General features: G+C 67.5%; 11 protein-coding genes. 4 read left to right on the top strand and 7 right to left on the bottom strand.

Annotated features, from left to right (window positions below; translation table 11 throughout):
- Positions 1–99 precede the first annotated feature (99 nt).
- From Pla175_RS13865 to Pla175_RS13855, 3 genes are all read left to right on the top strand, one after another.
- Positions 100–9288, top strand: a complete 9189-nt coding sequence (locus Pla175_RS13865) for a S8 family serine peptidase (protein ID WP_197526815.1) — start codon at positions 100–102, stop codon at positions 9286–9288.
- Between the two features lie 605 nt (positions 9289–9893).
- Positions 9894–10460, top strand: a complete 567-nt coding sequence (locus tag Pla175_RS13860; RefSeq protein ID WP_145285916.1) for a hypothetical protein — start codon at positions 9894–9896, stop codon at positions 10458–10460.
- 232 nt (positions 10461–10692) lie between these two features.
- Complete coding sequence (locus Pla175_RS13855) at positions 10693–11247, top strand: hypothetical protein (protein WP_145285913.1); 555 nt, start codon at positions 10693–10695, stop codon at positions 11245–11247.
- 193 nt (positions 11248–11440) lie between these two features.
- On the opposite strand, the gene Pla175_RS13850 is transcribed toward Pla175_RS13855, so the two are convergent.
- Entirely contained in the window at positions 11441–11626 is a 186-nt protein-coding gene (locus tag Pla175_RS13850) for a carbon storage regulator (protein ID WP_145285785.1), read from the bottom strand.
- A gap of 716 nt (positions 11627–12342) precedes the next feature.
- Between Pla175_RS13850 and Pla175_RS13845 the strand changes: the two genes are divergently transcribed.
- Positions 12343–12942, top strand: a complete 600-nt coding sequence (locus tag Pla175_RS13845) for a sulfotransferase family protein (RefSeq protein ID WP_145285910.1) — start codon at positions 12343–12345, stop codon at positions 12940–12942.
- Between the two features lie 72 nt (positions 12943–13014).
- Here Pla175_RS13845 and Pla175_RS13840 read toward each other — a convergent pair whose 3' ends face one another.
- From Pla175_RS13840 to Pla175_RS13815, 6 genes are all read right to left on the bottom strand, one after another.
- Positions 13015–14205 carry a DUF1559 family PulG-like putative transporter gene (locus Pla175_RS13840; RefSeq protein WP_145285907.1) on the bottom strand — a complete coding sequence of 397 codons (1191 nt, stop codon included), beginning with the start codon at positions 14203–14205 and terminating at the stop codon, positions 13015–13017.
- A gap of 33 nt (positions 14206–14238) precedes the next feature.
- Entirely contained in the window at positions 14239–14421 is a 183-nt protein-coding gene (locus Pla175_RS13835; protein WP_145285904.1) for a hypothetical protein, read from the bottom strand.
- A 20-nt stretch (positions 14422–14441) separates the two neighbouring features.
- A complete protein-coding gene (locus Pla175_RS13830; RefSeq protein ID WP_145285900.1) occupies positions 14442–16439 on the bottom strand; it encodes an alkaline phosphatase family protein in 1998 nt (665 codons plus the stop codon).
- Positions 16439–17314 (bottom strand): PEP-CTERM sorting domain-containing protein, encoded by an 876-nt coding sequence (locus Pla175_RS13825; protein ID WP_145285897.1) that lies wholly within the window; start codon positions 17312–17314, stop codon positions 16439–16441. Before Pla175_RS13825 ends, Pla175_RS13830 begins: the two co-directional genes overlap by 1 nt.
- Positions 17315–17427: 113 nt before the next feature.
- Positions 17428–18096 carry a PEP-CTERM sorting domain-containing protein gene (locus Pla175_RS13820; protein ID WP_145285893.1) on the bottom strand — a complete coding sequence of 223 codons (669 nt, stop codon included), beginning with the start codon at positions 18094–18096 and terminating at the stop codon, positions 17428–17430.
- Positions 18097–18236: 140 nt separating this feature from the next.
- Positions 18237–19709, bottom strand: coding sequence for a matrixin family metalloprotease (locus Pla175_RS13815; protein WP_145285890.1), 1473 nt, complete (start codon positions 19707–19709; stop codon positions 18237–18239).
- Between the last annotated feature and the right edge of the window lie 152 nt (positions 19710–19861).

The raw sequence follows: 19861 nt of genomic DNA, 5'->3' as shown, positions 1-19861 counted from the left end.
ATGCCGGGGCTGCGCAGACGGGTGCGACCTACCTGGCAGGTCCCGACGTCTGGCGTAGTTCATCTTTTTGGGGGGCGTCCGATGGGGAGAACGTGGAGGGTGCTACGCGCCGTTTCTGCGCGGCGACTGCGTGTGGAGACGCTCGAGCACCGGTTGCTCCTGACGGGCGACCCGCTGCTGCCCGACTACTTGCGGCCGTCGCTGGGCTGGTTCGGCGCGGCGACGACCGCCCCGCTGGCGGCGATCGATGGCGGCGCTCTTGCGTCTACGCCGACGGTCCGCTGGGTCGCCCGGCTGACCCCCGAGGCAGCGGCGCAGTCCGGCGGCGCGGCCGGCGCCGCGGGTCTGCTTGGCGGGGTAGCCGTGCAATCGGTCCGCGGTCTTGGCCTGCCGGGGCAGCTGCTGATCGAAACCAGCGGCGACGCCGCCGCGACGCGCGACGCCCTGGCCGCCAACCCCGCCATCGCGTCTTTCCACCTCGACGCCTCGCTCGGCGGCGCCGCCGAGCCTAACGACCCCCGCTTCACCGGCCTCGAGCAGTACGCGCTGTACAACGTCGGCCAGAGCGGCGGTCTGGGGGGCGCCGACATCGATGCGGTCGCCGCCTGGGACATCACCACCGGCTCGCGCGACGTGGTGGTCGCGGTGATCGACTCCGGGATCGACTACACGCACCCCGACCTCGCGGCCAACGTCTGGACCAACACCACGGGGGTGCTCGGGCCGGACGGCGCTACGCCGATCAGCCACGGCTGGGACTTCGCCAACAACGACGCCGACCCGCTGGACGACCACGGCCACGGCACGCACGTCGCCGGCACGTTGGGGGCGGTAGGGAACAACGCTATCGGCGTGACCGGCGTGAACTGGGCCGCCTCGATCTTGCCGCTGAAGCTGCTCGACCAGAACAACACCGGCTCGGTGGCGGACGCGATCGCCGCGGTGAACTACGCCACGGTGCTGCGTAACCAGTACGACGTCAACATCCGCGTCATCAACGCTAGTTGGGGGGGAGTCGGGATCGACTCGCCCGGCCTGATCGCGGCGATCGACGCCGCCGGCGAGGCAGGCATCTTGTTCGTCGCCGCCGCGGGCAACGGCGACGTTTTTGGGCGTGGCCAGGACATTGACGTCTTGCCGTTCTTCCCGGCCGTGTACGGGCTAGACAACATGCTGACCGTCGCCGCTACCGACCGCGGCGACCAGCTTTCTGCGTTCAGCAACTACGGCGACCAGACGGTGGACCTGGCCGCGCCGGGACAGAGCGTCTGGAGCACCGACCTCTTTATTGATCAGGCACAGCCAACCCAGCAGGTTTACAACACCCGCACCGGCACCAGCATGGCCGCCCCGCACGTGGCGGGGGTGGCGGCGCTCGTGTGGTCGGCCGCCCCCAACGCCACGATGGCAGAAGTCCGACGGGCCATTTTGTCCGGTGGCGACCCGCTGGCGTCGCTGCAAGGGCTCACCACCAGCGGCCGCCGGCTGAGCGCGTTTGGGGCCTTCGCCCAGCTACCGCCGCAGGCCGCGGTCAGCACGACCGACGTCACCTCGATCGGCGGCACGAGCTACCAGTTCACCGCGACGCTCTCGAAGCCCAACAACCTGGCCGGCAACCTCACGCCGCTGGTCGCGGCTGCTTCGGTGAACGACGGGGACTTCGTGGTCCGCAGGCGCGGCAGCGGCGGAGTAGACCTCTTGGCGACACGGGGATCAACGGCGCCCACGGTCGATGCGGCCTCCTTCGACGTCACCTATCAGATCATACCCCCCGGGGGGAGCTGGGACGCGGTCGACCTGGGCGTCTACGACATCGTGCTGGTTGGGGGCGCCGTAGCCGACACTAGCGGCATCGGCTCGACCGAGCACGTGGTCGGTTCGTTCACCGTCACCTCGACCGGCACGTACGCCCCGAATGTCTTCTACGACGCCCCCGACGCTAACCCGTTGGACAGCGAGATCGCCGACGCGGCGGGCAACGTCACACTGCGGGCCATCCTGCAAGACGCGGCGAACAACCCGCTGCAGAACTACATCGTGCTGCTCAAACCGGGGACGTACCCGTTGACCGTCGGCGGCGCCGACGACAACGACTCGGCCACGGGCGACCTGGACATCCGCGGCAACGTCACACTGCTCCGCGACGGCGCCGGCGAGGTCGTCATCGACGCCGGGGGCGACACGGGGATCGGCGAGCGGGTGTTCCAGGTCGTTCAGGCCGCCGGGTTCCCGCTCCCCTCGCTGACGCTCGACGGCATCACCGTCACCGGGGGCCGCGTGCTGGACAACCCCGGCGGCGGCGTCTTCGTGGAGGACGGGTTGCTGACGCTCCGTAACTCCACGGTCATCGGCAACCGAACGTCGGCCGATGGGGGGGGCGTCGCTGTGGCGGCCGGGGCGTCAATGGTCGTGGAAACGTCGTCCATCTCCGGCAACCACGCCGGCCGTGACGGCGGCGGCGTATGGAACGCCGGCTCGGCGACAATTGCTGCAAGTGCGGTTCAAGCGAACTCCGCCGTACGAGATGGCGGGGGCGTCTACAACTCTGACATCGCAGCTACCGACCTGCACGCGTCGACAGTTTCGGGCAACGCAGCGCACGGCGAATATCTAATCAACACAATGGAGCTTATTGGAGACGTCTTTAGAATCAACGACGCTACAGCCGGTGTTCAATGGGTGCCAAAGGTGTCCGTCAACTCAAGCGGTGATCAAGTTGTGGCTTGGACCAGCGGCACAGGCCCCTACGCGGGAACAAGCCTAGTTGTCCAACGATATGATGCGGCCGGGCATCCTGTCGGCACGAACTACCAGGCAAGCGTCGCCGCAAACAGCCAGCGCGGAGACACTACCGTTTCTCCCGACGGCAGTTTTGCGGTGGTCTATGAGGTATACAACGCAGCATTCACTGACACGGAGATCTACGCCGCGACTTTCAGTCCCTCGGGGGATCCGATTTCGGGCGAGATCTTGGTGAATACCAGCCTTTCGGGGGTTCAGCAGCAGCCGCAAATCGCGAGTGATCCCTCGGGCAACTACACCGCCGTATGGTATTCCAACGACGGAGTAGATGGGAGCGAGAGTCGAGTCGTGATGCGCCGTTTCAACCCTTCAGGCGTCCCCCTTACAGGCGAGATCACCGTCAATGCGACGACGCAGGGAATTCAAGCATCGCCAGAGATTGCTTTCTGGGACGATGGGCAGTCGGTGGTCGTTTACACGTCTACCGACCCCGTTGATCCGGATTATGGCGTATTAGGAAGACTGTTTGACGCGGCGGGGAACCCTGTGGGTCCTGAGCTGCGGATCAATACCAGCTTTCCAGGTGAGCAGAATCTGCCTAATGTAGCGACGGGCCCCCATGGTTTTCTGGTTACGTGGGATTCCATCGGAGTTGGCGCCTTCGGCCAACTATTTGATCGGCAAGGCGGACGTATCGGCAGCGAGTTTCTCATCGCTGGTAGCAGCACGTCCTATGGCAACACGGCACGAGTTGCCGCGCTCGCCGACGGCTCGTACGTGATCTCAGGGCTAACAGACCCTGACGACAACGGACCGCCATTCAATGCCTTCGCGCGACTCCTGGGAGCCGACGGCTCTTTCTTGTCTCCCCCTGTCGTGCTGAGCTCAACCGCAAGCGTGCTTGGGCTTGTTTCCTGGACGGACATCGGCGTCGATGATGCTGGCAGGGTGATCGTAACCTGGGATGGCGTCGGCCCCGGCGATTCTCAGGGAATCTTCGCTCAACGTCTTTTCGCTGGCGCCAAAGAAATCGGCGGCGACGGCGGCGGCGTCTACAACGCCGGCACGCTCACCGCGACCAATGTGACCCTCTCGGGCAACGACGCGGCGAACCAAGGGGGCGGGCTGTTCAATGCCGACGGGGCCACGGCGATCGTGGAGAGCTCGACGGTTGCTGAAAACACGGCTTTGGGGCAAATGGCTGGCGAGCTTCTGTCGCGACAGGGTGACGAGTTCCGCGTCAACTCGTCCACGTCCGGCACGCAGAGCCGCGGCAAGTTGGCGGTGAATGCGGCCGGGGAGACGGTCGTAACTTGGACGACAGCGTTTTCTCTTCAGGATCAAGACGTATTCGCGCAGCGTTACGACGCGTTTGGCAACGCGGTCGGCGGGCAGTTTCAGGTCAGTGACGGGCACATTAGTGAGCGGCTTGATAGTGATGCCGTGGTGCTTCCCAATGGCAACTTTGCCGTGTTCTTTGCGGGGTGGGGCGCCGACCAAGCAGGTTGGGGGCTCCGCGGCAAGGTGTTCAACGCAGCGGGCACGGTGATTGCCGGTGAGTACATCGTCAATGTGTATCAGAACGGCTATCAGACGGGAGTTGCCATCGCCGCAGACCAGCAGGGGCAGTTCGTTGCGGTCTGGCACGATGACACAAACGAAGGAAGCGGGACTGGCGTCTTCGGTCAGCGGTTTTCTCAGGCAGGCGGCGCCGTCGGTGGTGAGTTCCCGATTAATGCTTATATTTCCGGAGAGCAAGGGTATCCAAGGGTTGCAACTTGGCCCAGTGGTGAGTTCGTTGTCAGCTGGCGGAGCGCCGATGCCCGCGACCCGGATGGCGGCGTTCTTGCGAGGGTGTTCAACGCGGATGGGACGGCAATCAGCGGCGATATGCCCCTTAACTCGACCATCTCTGGCTATCAGAACCTCGCCACGGTCTCCACCAACGGTAACGGCTTTCTGGCGGTGTGGCTTTCTTCGGGCGTTGGCGTCGTCGCGCGGATGTTCGACAGGAACGGTGAGCCGATCGGCGGCGAACGCCTGCTCCTTGCAAGCGAGGGTTCGCTCCAATGGCCGGCGGTGTCGACTCTTCCTGACGGCCGCTTCATAGCGGCTTGGTCGGAGTACAATGCAGAGTCCTTATCAACGGATGTCTACATCGGAGTCCTCGGCGCGTTGGGAGAGTGGTCGGGAGAGTCGATTGTTGTGAACCAAAGCGAACCCTTCGCCTCGGGGGAACAGTACATCCGCGACATCGCCATCGATGGTCGTGGAAACGTCACCGTACTCTGGGATGGGAGCGGACCGGACGACGGCGCCGGCGTCTTCGCCCAGCGCTACAGCCTCAACTACGATGGGGGCGGCGTCTTCAACGCGGACAGCGGCGCCGTGTCGCTCAAGAACTCCATCGTCGCCGGCAACACGGCCGCCCATAGCGGAACCGACGTGGTGGGTCAGTTCACATCGCTCGGTAACAACCTGATCGGCAGCGACGGCGCCTCAACGGGCCTCGTCGACGGCGTGGCGTCCGACCAGGTCGGTCCGGACGGCGCCGACATCGACGCCCGGCTCGGCCCGCTAGCGGACAACGGCGGCTACACGCTCACGCACCTCCCCGCCGCGGACAGCCCCGCCATCGACGCCGGCGTCGCTTCGGCGCTCACCACCGACCAGCGCGGCTACGCCCGCTCGCGCGACGGCGACAACAATGGCAGCTCGATTCCTGATATCGGCGCCGTCGAGCGTTACCACGGCTCGATCGCTGGACGCAAGTTCCAGGATCAGAACGAGAACGGCGTGCAGGACCCGGGTGAGCCGGGCTTGTCGGGGTGGACGCTCTACCTCGACCTCAACCAGAACGGCGCCCTCGACGCGGGCGAACCCTCGACCGTCACCGATACTGCGGGCAACTACACGTTCACGCTGCTTAAGCCGGGCGACTACACCGTAGCAGAAGTGAACCAGCCGGGGTGGACGCGGACGTACAGCGAAACCGCGTATGCCGCTCAACTGCTCGACGCGTCCGACGTCGGGCTCGGACTCAGCGGCGCCAGCTCGATTGCGGCAACGGCGGATGGTCGGTTCATCTATGTCGCCGGCGCGGGCGAATCCAAGATTCAGCGGTTTAAGCGGGATTCGTCTACCGGCGTGCTAACGCCGCTGGGCGTAACGACGTCGGCTTCGCTGGTCGGCGCCGTGAATATTCTGCAAGACGTGGTGAAGATCGTGGTCGCGCCGGCCGCGGCGCTCGGCAGTGTGTACCTCTACGCCCTCTCATCGAGCGGCGCCCTCGCTGTGTTCTCGGTCAACACGATGACGGGCGACCTGACCGAGGTGGACGTGGTCCGCAACGGCGACGTGCGTGGCGCCACCGTGTCACGACTCGACGGCTCGACCGGGCTTGCCGTTAGCCCCGATGGGACGCGTGTTTACGTGTCGAACTCCGGCCCCTCCGCCCTGAATGGCGGCTCGCTGTTGATCTTCGAACGCCTAGCGGGGTTCAGCCCAGAGCTGCGGTTCCGACGGGTGCTGAGCAACGGCGCCGGCGTCTCTCCGTTCGGAACCGGTGGACGCGGCGTGGCGGCCTACGGCGGCCAGGTGTACGTGGTGGGCGAGACCGCAGATAGCCTCGATACCCTGACGACCTTCAACCTCGCCGCGGCGCCTTTCTACCTCAACTACACGTCCGTGCTCCGCAACGGCCAGTCGGGGGTCAGCGGGCTCGACGGGGCCAACGACATCGCGATTAGCTCGGACGGACGGTTCGCGTACGTATCGGCGGCGACAGACGGCTCGGCGACGGTTTTCGCACGGGACACTTTGGGGGCGCTGACGTTCCTCGAAACGCTCTCGGAAGGGGACATCGACAACGCAGGAGGCGTGGTACGAGGGGTTCAAGACGCGTCGTCGGTGACGATCAGTGCGGACGGTAGCCGGGTCTACGTTACCGGCAAGCGAAACTACGGTTCCCCCGAAGACCCCTTGTTGGTCGGTGCGGTGGCGGTGTTTAGCCGCAACGCATCGTCCGGTCGCTTAACGTTTCTCCACGCGCTCGCCGACGGCGTCCCCGACGCGTTCGGCGGCCCGGTGGAGAACCTTGAGAATGGCGTTGACGCACTGGCGACCGGTGGGTTCCTCTACGTGATTGCGGGGGGAGACGAGAACGCGCTGACGCAGTTCGTTCGCGACGGGGCGGGGCTAGACCGCAAGACGCTGCAGGTGGGCACGGAGATTACGGGGGCGGACTTCAGCGCCCGCAGCGCCCCGGGTGAGATCCGCGGGATCGTCTACTCGGACACGAACAACAACGGCCTCCGTGACCCGAGCGAGTCGGGCCTCGCCGGGGTAAGCGTCTACCTCGACCTCGACCACTCCAACACGTTCACGGCGGGAGACATCACCCGGGTTACCGGCCCGCTGGGCGAGTACCGTTTCGAGAACCTCGCCGCGCCGGGCGTGTACGAGGTGCGGCTCAATACGCTGGCCAGCCAGACCGTCACCTCCCCGGCGCCCTCGCAGCAGAACGAGTGGAGCGTGGATCTCGCGCCCGATCAGGTGTATGTCGGCGCCGACTTCCTGGTCTACAACACGCTCAGCGGGCAGGGCTCGAGCCAGGTCAGCGGCTTTGTGTTCGAGGACCTCAACGGAAACGGCGTGCCTGACTCCGGGGAGGAGCTGGCGAACCGACAGGTCTACTTGGACGTGAACGACAACGGCGTGCGGGAACCCTCGGAGCCGGTCCGCACCACCACCGCCACGGGCGCCTACTCGTTCACCGGCCTGGGGGCGACCAACTACGTCGTGCGGCTGGTGACCACGCCGGGCGAGTCGCTCGCCGGCCTGCAGGGGAACGCCTTCTCGACGCAGACGCTGAACACCGGCCCCAACCCGCTGGGCCTGCAAGCCGTAGACCTCGATGGCGTCAGCGGCCCCGACCTAGTGAGCGTCGACGGCGGGTCGGACAAGGTCTCGGTGCGGCTCCGTAAAGCAGACGGCGGCTACGGCGTGAGGACCGAGTATGCCGTCGGCGACCAGCCGGCGGGGATCGCCGTCGGCGACTTCAATAACGACTCTTACCCAGACATCGCGGTGGTTCACTGGTCGTACGCGTACGTCGTGTTCTTGCTCGGCGACGGCGCCGGCGGGTTCACGCGGGCCCCGCAGGAGGTCGCGCTGCGACAAGACCCACTGAATCCCGCTTCGGCCCTGCTGTTCGCCCGGGCCCACGTTTCGGTAGCGGACCTCGATCGCGACGGTGACGACGACTTGGTGGTGACGCTTGACGTCGGCGCCCAGCCGAACGACCGGGTGAGGTTCTTGCTCAACAGTGGCCTGACTTCGCCCAGCTTCACGCCGCTGGCCGACGTCGCGATGGGGGCCTCAGGCCCACTATCGCTGGCGGTGGGGGACCTCACGGGCGACCTCTACCCGGACGTTGTCATCGGCAACTTCGACGGTCACTCCGTGCAGGTGCTCCGAAACAACGGCGGGACGAGCTTTACGGCGCTCGCGGCCGTGCCGGTTGGCGCAGGGCCGGCGTCGGTGACCATCGCCCACATCGGCGGGAGCACCGCGCCTGACGTGGTGGGCGCCAGCATCGGCGCGAACAGCGTCTTTCGCCTGATCAACAACGGCGCCGGCGTGCTGACCGGCCTGACGCCGATCCCCGTCGCCCAGGGCCCGAGGTCGGTGTCGGTCGTCGATATCGACCAGGACGGCGACGCCGACCTGGTGGTGGGGCGCTCGCTCGACAACGACGTGGTGCTGTTGCGGAACAACGGCGGCGTCTACAGCTTCCCGGAGAGCACGGGGCTGGCGAGCTTCGCCTCACTGGTCGCCAGCGGCGTCAAGCAGGTGCTCGCGGCCGACCTCAACGGCGACGACATCGTCGACCTGGCGGCGGTCCGCGGCGACGCGAATAACGGCTCGCTGGCGGTGCTCGCCAACACGCTGGCGCCCGGCTCGCTGCGGCTCACGCTCAACGGCTCGAACCAGTTGTTCAATCAGAACTTCGCGGTCGCCGCGACGGCGCCCACGCTGCCGGGCGACTACGACCGCAGCGGCACAGTCGATCAGCTCGACTACGCCTTCTGGAAGACCCACTTCGGCGCGACCAGCGGCATCGGATTGCAAGCGGACGGCAACAACGACGGCCAAGTAGACGCCGCCGACTACAGCGTGTGGCGCGACCGCCTCGGTCAGTCGGCGCCGGCCACGGCGGCGCCTGCCTTGGCGTCGTTGGCGGAGGCGTCTCCCTCTGCCGCAGCGTCTTCGCTTCCGGCATCGCTCCCCTCGGCAGCCCTCGCCGCGTTCTTACGGGACCGGCCGATGGCGGCAAACGAACCCCGTGACCTAGTGTTCGCGGCGATGACTCAGCAAGCTGATGACGCCCCCCGGCGGCTGGACGACTCGTTGATCCTCTACCCCATCGCCCGGTGCGAAGTCGATACGTTGGCGTGGACCGATGACGAAGAAGTGTGGAGTGAAGAGTTGCTCGACGAGGGCGAGGCTTTGCAAGCGTGGTCCGCCTTCGGCGGCGAGATCTGAACATCGGCGGTTGGCTGCTCGGGTGCGGAGGTTCGTGCATTCGCTTCCTTGCTGCCTGGCCAGAGGCACAAACCAACTCGGTTGTTCTCCAACTCGTAATCGCGCGAGGTCGTAACCCCAGGGGACGGCGCGGCTTGTACAAACGCTACGGCAAGTAACACGTCGGCTCTGTTGAGGTTGCGAGCAAGATGCACAGGCTAGTAGTTCAACGCGGCTTCATGTCGCTCCACCACGGCTGTCGGTGCTCATCACGTCAGCACCGAACGGCCAACCCCACGGCGCGGCGGTGCAGCTCGCCTCAGCGGCTCGAAGAAGCCAGGATCCCGCAGAGGTGAAGCAGAACGACGCACTCTCCACCATGCCCCAAACTGCACGACCGTCGAGCGCCGTCACATCGGCAAGCCCCCGTAATCAGTCTTGCTCCGAGGCCCCAGGAGCGGGAGCAGGCGTCTCGCCAAAACGTTGCCCGGCGACGGTCGTCGCTTTGATGGCCTTGCCGCCCGTGAGCGGTCTCCGCCGCCGACCGACTGACCCCTGAGCGGCCGGCTCTCAATAGCTAGCTCTCTGCGGGCTGGGTTTCTCAACCTTCTGACACCCAGGGCGCCATGCACGTGATCCTGAGCGTAGCCGGGGGCGTCGTGCAAGACGCCTTTGCGAGCGATACAAGGCTGAAGCAGATTGTCGTCGAGTGGGATGCTGAAGGGACCGGCGGAACGGCCGAGGCCGCGGTGTGTGGGCTTGCGGTATCCCCCTTGATCGCTCTGGCCGAGACCGATGTCGGCAGCTCGTTGGCTGCTGCGGGCCCCGACTTTGCCGTCGAGCCGACCGCCACGCCGCGACAAACGCCCGCCGATCCCAGCCAACTCTCGCATGACGCTCTGATCCGGATCGTCGCGGCACTCCAGCAGCACCTCTACCTCGACCTCGACGACGCCGGCGAGCCCCATTGGAATATCGACAAGGAGTGGGTGTCAGCAGACATCTGCATGGAGCTTGCCTGCCTGTTGGAAATACATGGGCTTACGCCGCATCGAAACGGTCCCCTCTCGGTCCGTGTCGCCCGCCCGCGGTCCAAGGCCTCCGCTTCAAGGCGGACGAACGTGGTGAACTCGTGGCGGTGCGGACCGCCGGCCCACACGACCCGCTCCCGGAACGCAGCAGCGACGAAGTGATCGGCGAGGCGCGCGACCGTCTCGCGGCGATCACCTCGGCCGGCCCCCCGTACCGCGGGGTGTACAAGCAACACGCCGCGGAACTAGCGCGTTTGTTCGGAGCGCTGCGTGGGCGCGAGCAGGAATCGGCGGTCGAGGCCTTCTTGTTGGAGGCCTTCGATCGACGCGAGGCCATGCCGGTCGAGTGGGACGGTTTTAAGGCGCCCGACGCCCAGGGCATCTCGTCGAGCGCATGGCCTGCGGTGGACCGGCGCTGCGGAACGCGCTGGTGGCGGCGTTGCCAGACCTGTTCCCTCCCTACGTTCCTCTCGTTGTCCATGTCGCGTTTCAGAGCTGGGACCCTGCGGAAGTCTACGACGCGTTCCACCCCTACCTGCGCCAAACCGACCGCGCTTCGCGCAGCGACTATTGCACGTACGTAATCCAGCAGCTGGCCATGGGCGCCTTTTCTGCTCGTATGCCCAACGGCGCCAACGCGTTGCTTTGGCGCCGGTTCGCGGATTGCTTTGACCCGCGCTGGCTCGACCTTGTGGTCGAACTGGAGCTGCGTGTGCTGCTGGCGACCCTCGCTCGGCCGGGGCACTCCGAGGGGAGTCATGCGCTGCTGAAGTACCTTGACGAGTGCGTGCTCCACGACGAGCTCCGCGCCGACGCGGGCCAGCTCGCGGCGGTGATGCGTCACATCGGCCACCCGTCGGCAGACGTGGCCGAGCGGATGGGGTCGTCGCCCGAATGGCGGGGAGGGTTCTATGCGTTCGCTGGATCGCAGCAGCAATCAAAGCTCTGAAAAAAGGGGCCGGGCGGGGGCGTCTGGAAGCTGAAGTCGGCGTTCTTCACGACGCGACCAACGCTGTCGATCGTCGCCGAGGTGGCTTCGCTGCGGGCCTAGGACACGGGGCAGACACGGCCCGCGCGAAACGAGTCCGGCCGCTGCATGCTTGTTTCCTGCCTGTCTGCTGGCGCGAACGCCGCCACGCGCCTCATCCCTCAGGACCGGCAGGGGCGATGCTCCGCTGGATCGCATCGTAAACCTCGCCACGGTGCACCGAAATGCTCCGGTCTGCCTCCACCCCCAGACGCACGGCGTCGCCGACGATCTGCTCGATGTGGATGAGGGCGCCCTGTACGCGGATGGACTCCCCAACCGTCCGCTCGATGATCACCATCTTGGGTCCTTGGGCAAATAGGTCGTCTTCGAGCGTGGCGGTCGAGCGGCGGTGCGCTCGTTGGGTGTCGGCCGTGTTCGCCCATCCCTTTCAGGCCAACGCCTGCTCGGGCGACGGGCCGATTGTACTGGTTCTTGCCGGATTCGTGGGAGCCTCTGGGTCTCACCGAGGGCATTGCGGTGATCGATGCGGGCTCGCGCGGTCCGCCAAGCCGGCGCCCGCAGCGGTGATGGTGCGAGGGCCCTTGGCCAACGTGCTGTCGGAACGAAAGCTCGGCACGGTCTTTCGCGGGTCGGGCGGGTGGCAGGTGGGGGCCCGCTGCTGTTTCGCCGGCGGTGGGTCTGCGGCGACCGATGACCAAGGCGCCGCGCCCACCGCACTCGGCCTACACGCACCGGAGTGAAGAATCCGGCGTGTCGATCGCCGCGCTCCAAGCAAAGCTCGCCGGCTTCGGCGCGACCAGCCCGGGTCCCGAGAACAAGATTTCGCCCGAATAAGCAAAGCGGCGTAAGCTAAGGTCGATAAGCAGCCCCAGCGAGAGTGGGAGTGGCCCCGGAGTTTAACGCAGCGGTTCTCTTGGCCGTTGGCGCCGTCGGGGGTCCGGTGCGGTCTCCACGGCGACCGGGGGGACGCCCACGCACATCCAAGGTATAACGCGCTAACGCGGATCGGGGACTGCTACCGCGGACCTCTTTGCTGCTCACGAATAACGACCCATGACGACACTTCGCATCGACCCGCCCACCGGATTTGTCACGATCGTCACCGGACTCCCGCGGTCCGGCACCTCGATGGTGATGCAGATGCTGGCCGCGGGGGGGCTCCCCGTGCACAGCGACGGCGCCCGACCGGTGGACGAGGACAACCCTCGGGGGTACTACGAACACGAGGCCGTCAAACGCCTCGCCGCGGACGCGCGCTGGCTGGCGGAGGCCGGCGGTTCGGCCGTCAAGATTGTCGCCCCGCTGGTCGTTCACCTCCCTGCCGGCGTGCCTTGCCGGGCGATCTTGGTGCGACGCGACCTCGACGAGGTGCTCCAGTCGCAGCAGAAGATGATCGCCCGCGCCGGGACGACCGGCGCGGCGATCGCGCCCGATCGCCTCAAGGGGGTGTTTGCGCAGCAGCTGGCGCGGGCGGCGTCGTTTTTGTCGCAGCGCCCCGACACCCGGCTGCTGGAGCTAGAGCACCGCGCGTTGTTGCAGACGCCGGCGGAGGCGGCCCTCGCGATTCAGACGCTGCTCGGCGTGCCGCTGGACGTGGCCGCGATGGCGGCCGTTGTCGACGCCGGCCTCTACCGCTGCCGCAAGCAAGCGTGAGCGACGTCGCGTCTACTAGCCCAGACCTACTAGCCCGGGCCTACCAGCAGCGGGCCTGCGACTGGTTGCGTTCTAGAGCTGGTCTTCGCTGACGAGCTCGCCGCCGCGCATCGACGAGAGGGCCTTGAAGAGGTCGACGTCGATCTCGCGGGTCAGCGAACGCGTCGAACCGTCGACGAACGTGAACTGCACCACGCCGGGGTGCATCGACCCGAAGTACGACCACTTGGTGTTGTACTGCGGGTTGTCGCCCGCGGCCGCGAACTGCGTCTCGCGGCCCAGGTCGAGCCCCAGGTAGGTGGGCAACAGGCAGGAGCCGATCCAGGCCACCCCCTGCGAGAACCCACCGGTGCGGTTGCCGGAGACGCCGTCGATGAAGTTCGAGCCGATCGTTCCCGGCGCCTCGCCAAACATCAGCGTCTTTGATGTGCCGTCGGTCACCTGACCCATGCGTGTCTTCGAGCGGATGCTGAATACACCCAGCAGGTCGCGGTCGACGCTAAACACCGTGCCGTCGGCCGACACCACGCGGGCGTTCGGCCCAACCTCGCCGTACACGCCCCAGACCCCCTGATAGCTGGTGAGCCCCAGGACCGACCCGGTGGGGACGGGCCACACGGCGGACTTCTGCTGATAGTTGGCGCCGCTGGGGCTCTCGAAGGTAGCCACCGGCACCGGGCTGCTAGAGCCGCCGCCGTCCTTGACGTAGACCTTGTCGACCACGGCGTCTACCGGGAGCTCGTCCGGGACCGTCGGGCAGCGGAAGTTGGTGATCCGGCTCTGGCCGGCGGCCCAGGCGTTGGGGCTGGTCCAGTAGTTCAGGTCGTACTGGTCGGCGCCGATGCCGTAGTCGGTGGTGAGTCGGTCGTGCACGGCGCCGGCCTCGACGTACGGGAGCAGCTGGGCCAGCACTCCTACCCACTGATTGAACTTGCCGGCCCCCTCGGCGTTCGCGTTGGGGAACGCGTAGTTCTTGCTGCCCAAGAAGCCGGGGGGCAGGCGCCGGTTGCCCGACTCGAAGTTGAGCGCCGCGATCCCCAGCTGGCGGATGTTGTTTGCGCATGAGGACCGACGCGAGGCCTCGCGGGCCGACTGCACCGCGGGGAGCAGCATCGCTACAAGGATGCCGATGATCGCGATCACCACCAGCAGCTCTACCAGCGTAAAGCCGGGGCGGGGGGACGGACCCCGACGGCGGGCAGGCACGCCGGTCCCCAGCGCCGCATTGCAGACCGTAATCACTGGCAATATGGCGCCACGCATCTGGGATTCCTCGGGTTGGTCGAGACGGACGGGTTAGCCCTCGATCCGTTCACTGGGGTCGGGCAGCGGCGCGGGGTTCTCGGGGACCTGATTCTGCGGCTCGTCCGGCCCGCCGCAGCCGGCGGCGGCGCAACAGATCACCGAGGCCGCCACGCAGGCAAAGGCGGCGGGCAGCCACGGGCGCCGCTCGGCGGACGGGGCGTTCTGGAGCGGCATAGGGTTCTCCTGTGGTTGGTTCAAGCGAGCACCCGAGAGGCGCGCAGTTCGGACTCGACCGCCCGGGCCGAGTCTCCCAGCTCGCGGTAAACCGCGGCGAGCGCGCGGTGTGCGTCGGCCAGCTTGGGCGCCTGACGGACGCACAACTCCAGCGCCTCGGCGGCGCCGGGGTAGTCGCCCAACGCGATCATCGCCCTGCCGATCGTCAGGTGGGCCCTGGGGAACTGGTGCACAAACTCGGCCGCACACAGCGCCAGGTCGAGGGCCTCCTGGGGCCGGCCGGTCTCGAGCCTGGCCCGCGCGAGGCCCTCGAGCGCCGGCGGGCTCTCGGGGTCGATCTCGAGCGCCCTCTCGTAGGCCTCGATGGCTTGGTCGTACCGCCCCACGGTGAGGTAGACGCCCCCCAGCTTGGTGTGCAGCCCCGGAAGCCGAGGGCTGGCGGCGGCGACCTGCTGGAAGTGGGCCAGGGCCTGCTCGGTGTCGCCGTCGGCCAGCTCCAGCGTCCCCAGCATCATGTGCATGCGCGGGGCGTCTTCGCCCGAGTCGGCGAGCGGCGCCAGCGTCTGCCTGGCCGCGGCCCGATCGCCGAGGGCCAGCAGGCACGAGGCGCGTAGCAACTGCCCCGGCGTTGTCTCTCGGAGCGTGGGGTCGATGGCGTCGATCACCGCGAGCGCCTCTTGGAACTCGCCTGCGTCGACCATCGATTGGGCCAGCACCAGCTGGTTCTGCGCGATCGTGTCCCGCACCGAGGCCTCGGTGTCTTCGCTGGGCGCGTCGATGTACCCCAACGCGACCAGTTGCTGCATCGCCTCGCGGGCCTCGACGGGGTCGACCCGCAGGTCGGCCGGGTGCATGCCGCACGGTCCGTCGATCTGCTCCCAGGAGTTGACCCGCTCGGGGCCCGGCGGGCAGACGAGCGCCTCGGCGAGCTCTCGGCCCGGCATGTCGTAGCCGGCGGGGAGGCCCAGCAGCCGCAGCACGGTCGGCGCCACGTCGAGGATCGACGCCCCGAACAGCCGCGAGCCCGGGCGTACGCCCGGCCCCTTCGCGGCGAGCACGCCGAACGGCCGGTGCCACTCGACCGGCCCCGCCTTGCCGGGCCGCGGGTCGGGCCGCAGGTGATTGCTGTAGTAGCCGTGGTCCGACATCAGCACCACGGCCGTGCGGTCGCCGGCCAGGGTCAGCAGCGTCTGGAGCATCATGTCGTGGAACCGGTAGACGCCGGCCATGCAGTGGCGGTAGGCCTCAAAGTCGGCCTGCGACACCGCGTCCATCTTCGGGGGATGGAACTCCATGAACTCGTGCCCGAAGCGGTCGATCCCCTCGTAGTAGACCGCCGAGAAGTCCCAGTCGGTGTCGGTCATCAGCCGGGTGGCGGCCGCGTGCACCGTGGCGGTCTGCGCCAGCAGCTGTTGGAGCTTGCCGACGCGGTGCGCGTCCTGGCCGACCAGACGCGCCGCGTCGGGGATAAAGGGGAGGATCGCGGCCGCGTCGATCTCGGCGGGCCGGACCCGCAGCTCCGCGAGGCTCTCGAGCAGCTCCGGCGGGTGCACGCTTTGGGGGGCCGGGGGCGAGACGCCGTCCCCCTGCGGCCGGAACACCTCGAACTGGTTGGACACCATCACGCCGTCGATCGGTTCGGCCGGGTGCGACGCGTACCAGCCCACCACGTTCGACTTCAGGCCGCACTGCGTGGCGATATTCCACAGCGCCTTGCACTTGCGGGTGGTGCTCGAGGAGGGGCGGACCCCGCCGTGGTCGGGGTCGGGCTCGGTGAACCCGTAGACGCCGTGCTTCGAGGCGCGTTTGCCGGTGGCGATGCTGTTCCACAGCATCGGCGAGAGCATCGGCTGGATGCTGGCCAGGTTGCCCCAGGCGCCCTCGCGCATCAGCGACGCGAGCGTCGGCATCAACCCCCGCTCAACCAGCGGCTGGATCATCTGCCAGTCGGCCGCGTCCCAACCGACCAGCAGCACGCGGTCGGGGGCGTCGCTTCCTCGATTGCGTTCGAACCGCATCAGCCGGGGCGCCCCCGTTTGCGGCGCAACGCGGCGACCCCCAGCACGCCCGCGGCGAGCAGCCCGAGCGTCGAGGGCTCGGGGACCGCGGCGCCGGCCGCTGCCTCGCCCGCGGCGGGGCCGCCGAAACCGGCGGCCCACAGGTCGTAGTCGGCCTGGCCCACGGGGCCGCCGTTGTCGACGCCGTTGGGCAGCCCGACCTGGGCGCCGAGGTTGTCGCGCCACACCGAGTAGTCGGCGGCGTCGACAAGGCCGTCTTCGTTGAAGTCGCCCGGCGTCCCGGCCGGTCCGGTGTCGCCGGTGAGGATCCCGACGCCGGGATCGTCGTCGTACGCCCAGTCGTTCACCACAAACGTGCCGGCGGCGTTGTTGACCGAGACGCGCAGCCAGCCGTAGTGGATATTGGCTTGTGCGTTGCCGCCGATCGGGAAGCTCAGCCCCAGGAAGGCGCCTTCGACGTCGTTGAACTCGGCGGCCGGGTTGGCGGCGCCGTAGGCGAGCGACCCAAAGAAGGTGGGGCCGACGACCGATGCGTCGATCATGGCGCCGCTCCCCAGCGCCGAGGCGTAGATCAGGGCGCCCCGAAACGCCGCCAGCTGGCCCGGGGCGCCGTTGACCGTGGCGCCCTGGTAGTTGCCGCCGAAGAAGACGTAGTTCTTCAGCAGCACGTCGGTAAACGCGTCGCCGTCGAGGTTGAGGTCCTGGGCCAGCCCCTGGCCGATGCTCAAGTCCTGCACGCCCGACCACACCACGGCGGCGTCGGCCGACCCCGCGGCCGCGCCGGCGGCCAGCGCGTAGGCCAGGCGTCGGGCGTTGGCGGCGCCGCCGGAGGGGATGGCGTTCGGCAGGGCATTCGATTGCTGGGGTGCGTGCACGATCGGTCGACTCCTTTCGAGAACAGGTTTCACAAACCAGACGCGGGCCCGCCGGCCGCTCTTGGAGCGTCGCCAAGAAAGGTCGCCAACGCGTCTGTGCACAGTCGCAGCGCTCAGGCCTGCGCGGCCGAGCGGCGTCGCTTCAGCGCCGCGACGCCCAGGGCGCCGGCGGCCAACAGGCCGAGTGAACCGGGCTCGGGCACCTGGCCCGCGAGGATCCCCTGCCCGGGGACGTCGTCGTACGCCCAATCGTTGATCACGAAGGTCCCGGCGGCGTTGTCGATGCTCACGCGGACCCAGCCGTAGTGCGCGAACTGGGGAGCATTGCCGCCGATCGGGAAACTCAATCCGATGTAGGCGCCGCTAACGCTATTGAACTCTGCATTCGGATTGGCGGCCCCGTAGGCGAGCGACCCGAAGAAGCCCGTACCCAACGTGGACCCGTCGATCAAGCTGCCCGCGGAGAGCGCAGAGACGTAGGCGAGGCCGTTGTTAAAGCCCACCAGTTTCCCGGGGTAACCGTTCACGGTCGCGCCCTGGTAATTGCCTGCGCCCAGGACGTAGTTCTTCAAGAGAACATCGGTGTATGCGTCGCCATCGAGGTTCAGGTCCAGGGCGCCGAACTGGGCGACCGGAAGGTCTTGTGGACCCGAGTAGACAACCGCCCCATCCGAGTCGGCGGCGAGACCACCCGCGGCGGCGCCGGCGGCGAGCGTGTAAGCAACGCGGCGGCTAGAAGTCTTGTGTGACGCCGCGGCGTCACGATCTTGGTGCGGGCTCATTGGCGGAATTCCTCAGGTACCAAACAGGGGGGGGATCGTAAAGCAAGGGTTGGCGCGTCAGAACTCCGCCTGAGACTTGAACGCCGCGAACGAAGTCGATCGTAGTTGGCCATTGCCGGTCCTACAAGACATCTGCTGCCCTAAAGCCAAGCGGTTCGCCGCACATAAGTTAGCGCTGCAACAACGATGCAAAACGTCACCGACGCCGGCTCGGGAACCGGCGTCACGCCGGCCGCCTCAAGCCGTCCGCCGAACGCCGTACGCCAGCTCTGGTAGTCCGCCTGGTCGACGATGCCGGGGGAGTCTGGGGCGTTGGCGAGCGGCGTGCTCGTCCCCAACAGGTCGCGCCACACCGAGTAGTCTGCGGCGTCGACCAAGCCGTCTTGGTTGAAGTCGCCCACGAGCGTGGGCGGATCGATGACCACCGCCTCGGCGGCGATCGCAAGAGAATAGAACTGCACGCTGTCGGCGCCGCCCGCCACACGCACCAGGTACTCGCCGGGCAGCGACAACTCGACCCCGAGCAGCGATTCCGCTACGCCAAGCCCCGCGGCCGCGGCGGTCGCCAGCAAGACGGGGGTCCCCCCCGCCGCACGATAGAGTTGCAGGCTCAGGTCGCTCTGCCGAGCCGAGTTGACTGTGGTATAGAGGTCGCTGGGGTTCGAGCGTTCGCTGTAGGTGCGGCCGACCGGCGTCAGGGTCAGGTCGACCGAGGCGGGCTCGGCAATCGTGAACGCGAAGTAGTCCTCGTCCGATTGGTTGGTGATGCTGACGAAGTCGGTTTGCTGGGGGCCGATTGGGGCAGAACTGGCGGGCACGTCCCCACCGATCTGCAGCGACCCGCCGATGGCCAATGCGCCCAGCGGCGTCGCCGAGCCCGGGGCGTTGTTGCCGGCCGCGGCCTGCTTCTCGTAGGCGTCGCCGTAGAGCTGGTGGGCGCCGCGGAGGTCGTCGAACTGTGGGCCGTCGAACGCCGTGCTGGCGGTGGGGCTCATCAGCACCAAGGCGTTGAACGACTCGGTGTGGCCCAGCCCCAGGCTGTGCCCGATCTCGTGCATCAGGGTGTGGCGGAAACGGAGGTAGTCGTCCGTCGGGTCGCCGAAGTACGCCGCCTCGCTGGTATCCAGCGTGATGTCGCCATCGGGCAAGTAGCCGGACTGCCCGAGGGCGGTCCCGACGCCGTCGATCGAGGCGCCCGCCAGGCGGATGTCGCCCCGCACCCCCGGCACGCCGGGGGCGGCGCCAAGCGGCTGGCCGTCGTCGTTGGGCTCGTAGAGCAGCGTGACGCCGCTTAGCTCGGCCCAGCGATCGAACGAGTCTTCGATCAAGGCGAACCAGGGCTTGTCGACAACATCCGGCACGCCGCTGCCTCCGATCAGGCCGTCGAACACGGCGGCGAGGTTGTTGGCGCGGCCGGGGCTCGGCCCCAGGCTGGGTATGGGCACGCCATCGGCCACGATGCTCCAGGTGAGCGTGATCGGAACGCCGCTAGCGGGGGTCGGACCATCGACCGCCGTGGCCGGCCAGCTGCCGTTGGCAAAGAAGCCAGCGGCGTCGGGGACGGCGCCAAGCAGCGCTGACAACAAGAACGCGAAGCGAAGCGGCTGGTGCATACGGCCAAACGGCCCTGGCGCTGGTTGACGTGCAAGAGTTCCCACCAACCTAGTGTACTATCCCACTCCCTTGCGACCCTCATCCGGGGGTGCGATCTCGCCCGCCACCGGAGCGGGTCCAGTGCGACTTGGCCGTCGCGGCGTCCGCCCCG

The sequence above is a fragment of the Pirellulimonas nuda genome (assembly GCF_007750855.1).
GTDB lineage: Bacteria > Planctomycetota > Planctomycetia > Pirellulales > Lacipirellulaceae > Pirellulimonas > Pirellulimonas nuda.
The sequence above is the reverse complement of the archived record's forward strand: the minus strand, read 5'-3'. Positions and strand labels throughout refer to the sequence as shown.

Bases quoted from the DNA above. Each gene is read 5' to 3' on its own strand.
- Pla175_RS13860 (WP_145285916.1), top strand. From the start codon at position 9,894: ATGCACGTGATCCTGAGCGTAGCCGGGGGCGTCGTGCAAGACGCCTTT.
- Pla175_RS13855 (WP_145285913.1), top strand. From the start codon at position 10,693: ATGGCCTGCGGTGGACCGGCGCTGCGGAACGCGCTGGTGGCGGCGTTG.
- Pla175_RS13850 (WP_145285785.1), bottom strand. From the start codon at position 11,626: ATGGTGATCATCGAGCGGACGGTTGGGGAGTCCATCCGCGTACAGGGC.
- Pla175_RS13845 (WP_145285910.1), top strand. From the start codon at position 12,343: ATGACGACACTTCGCATCGACCCGCCCACCGGATTTGTCACGATCGTC.
- Pla175_RS13840 (WP_145285907.1), bottom strand. From the start codon at position 14,205: ATGCGTGGCGCCATATTGCCAGTGATTACGGTCTGCAATGCGGCGCTG.
- Pla175_RS13835 (WP_145285904.1), bottom strand. From the start codon at position 14,421: ATGCCGCTCCAGAACGCCCCGTCCGCCGAGCGGCGCCCGTGGCTGCCC.
- Pla175_RS13830 (WP_145285900.1), bottom strand. From the start codon at position 16,439: ATGCGGTTCGAACGCAATCGAGGAAGCGACGCCCCCGACCGCGTGCTG.
- Pla175_RS13820 (WP_145285893.1), bottom strand. From the start codon at position 18,096: ATGAGCCCGCACCAAGATCGTGACGCCGCGGCGTCACACAAGACTTCT.
- Pla175_RS13815 (WP_145285890.1), bottom strand. From the start codon at position 19,709: ATGCACCAGCCGCTTCGCTTCGCGTTCTTGTTGTCAGCGCTGCTTGGC.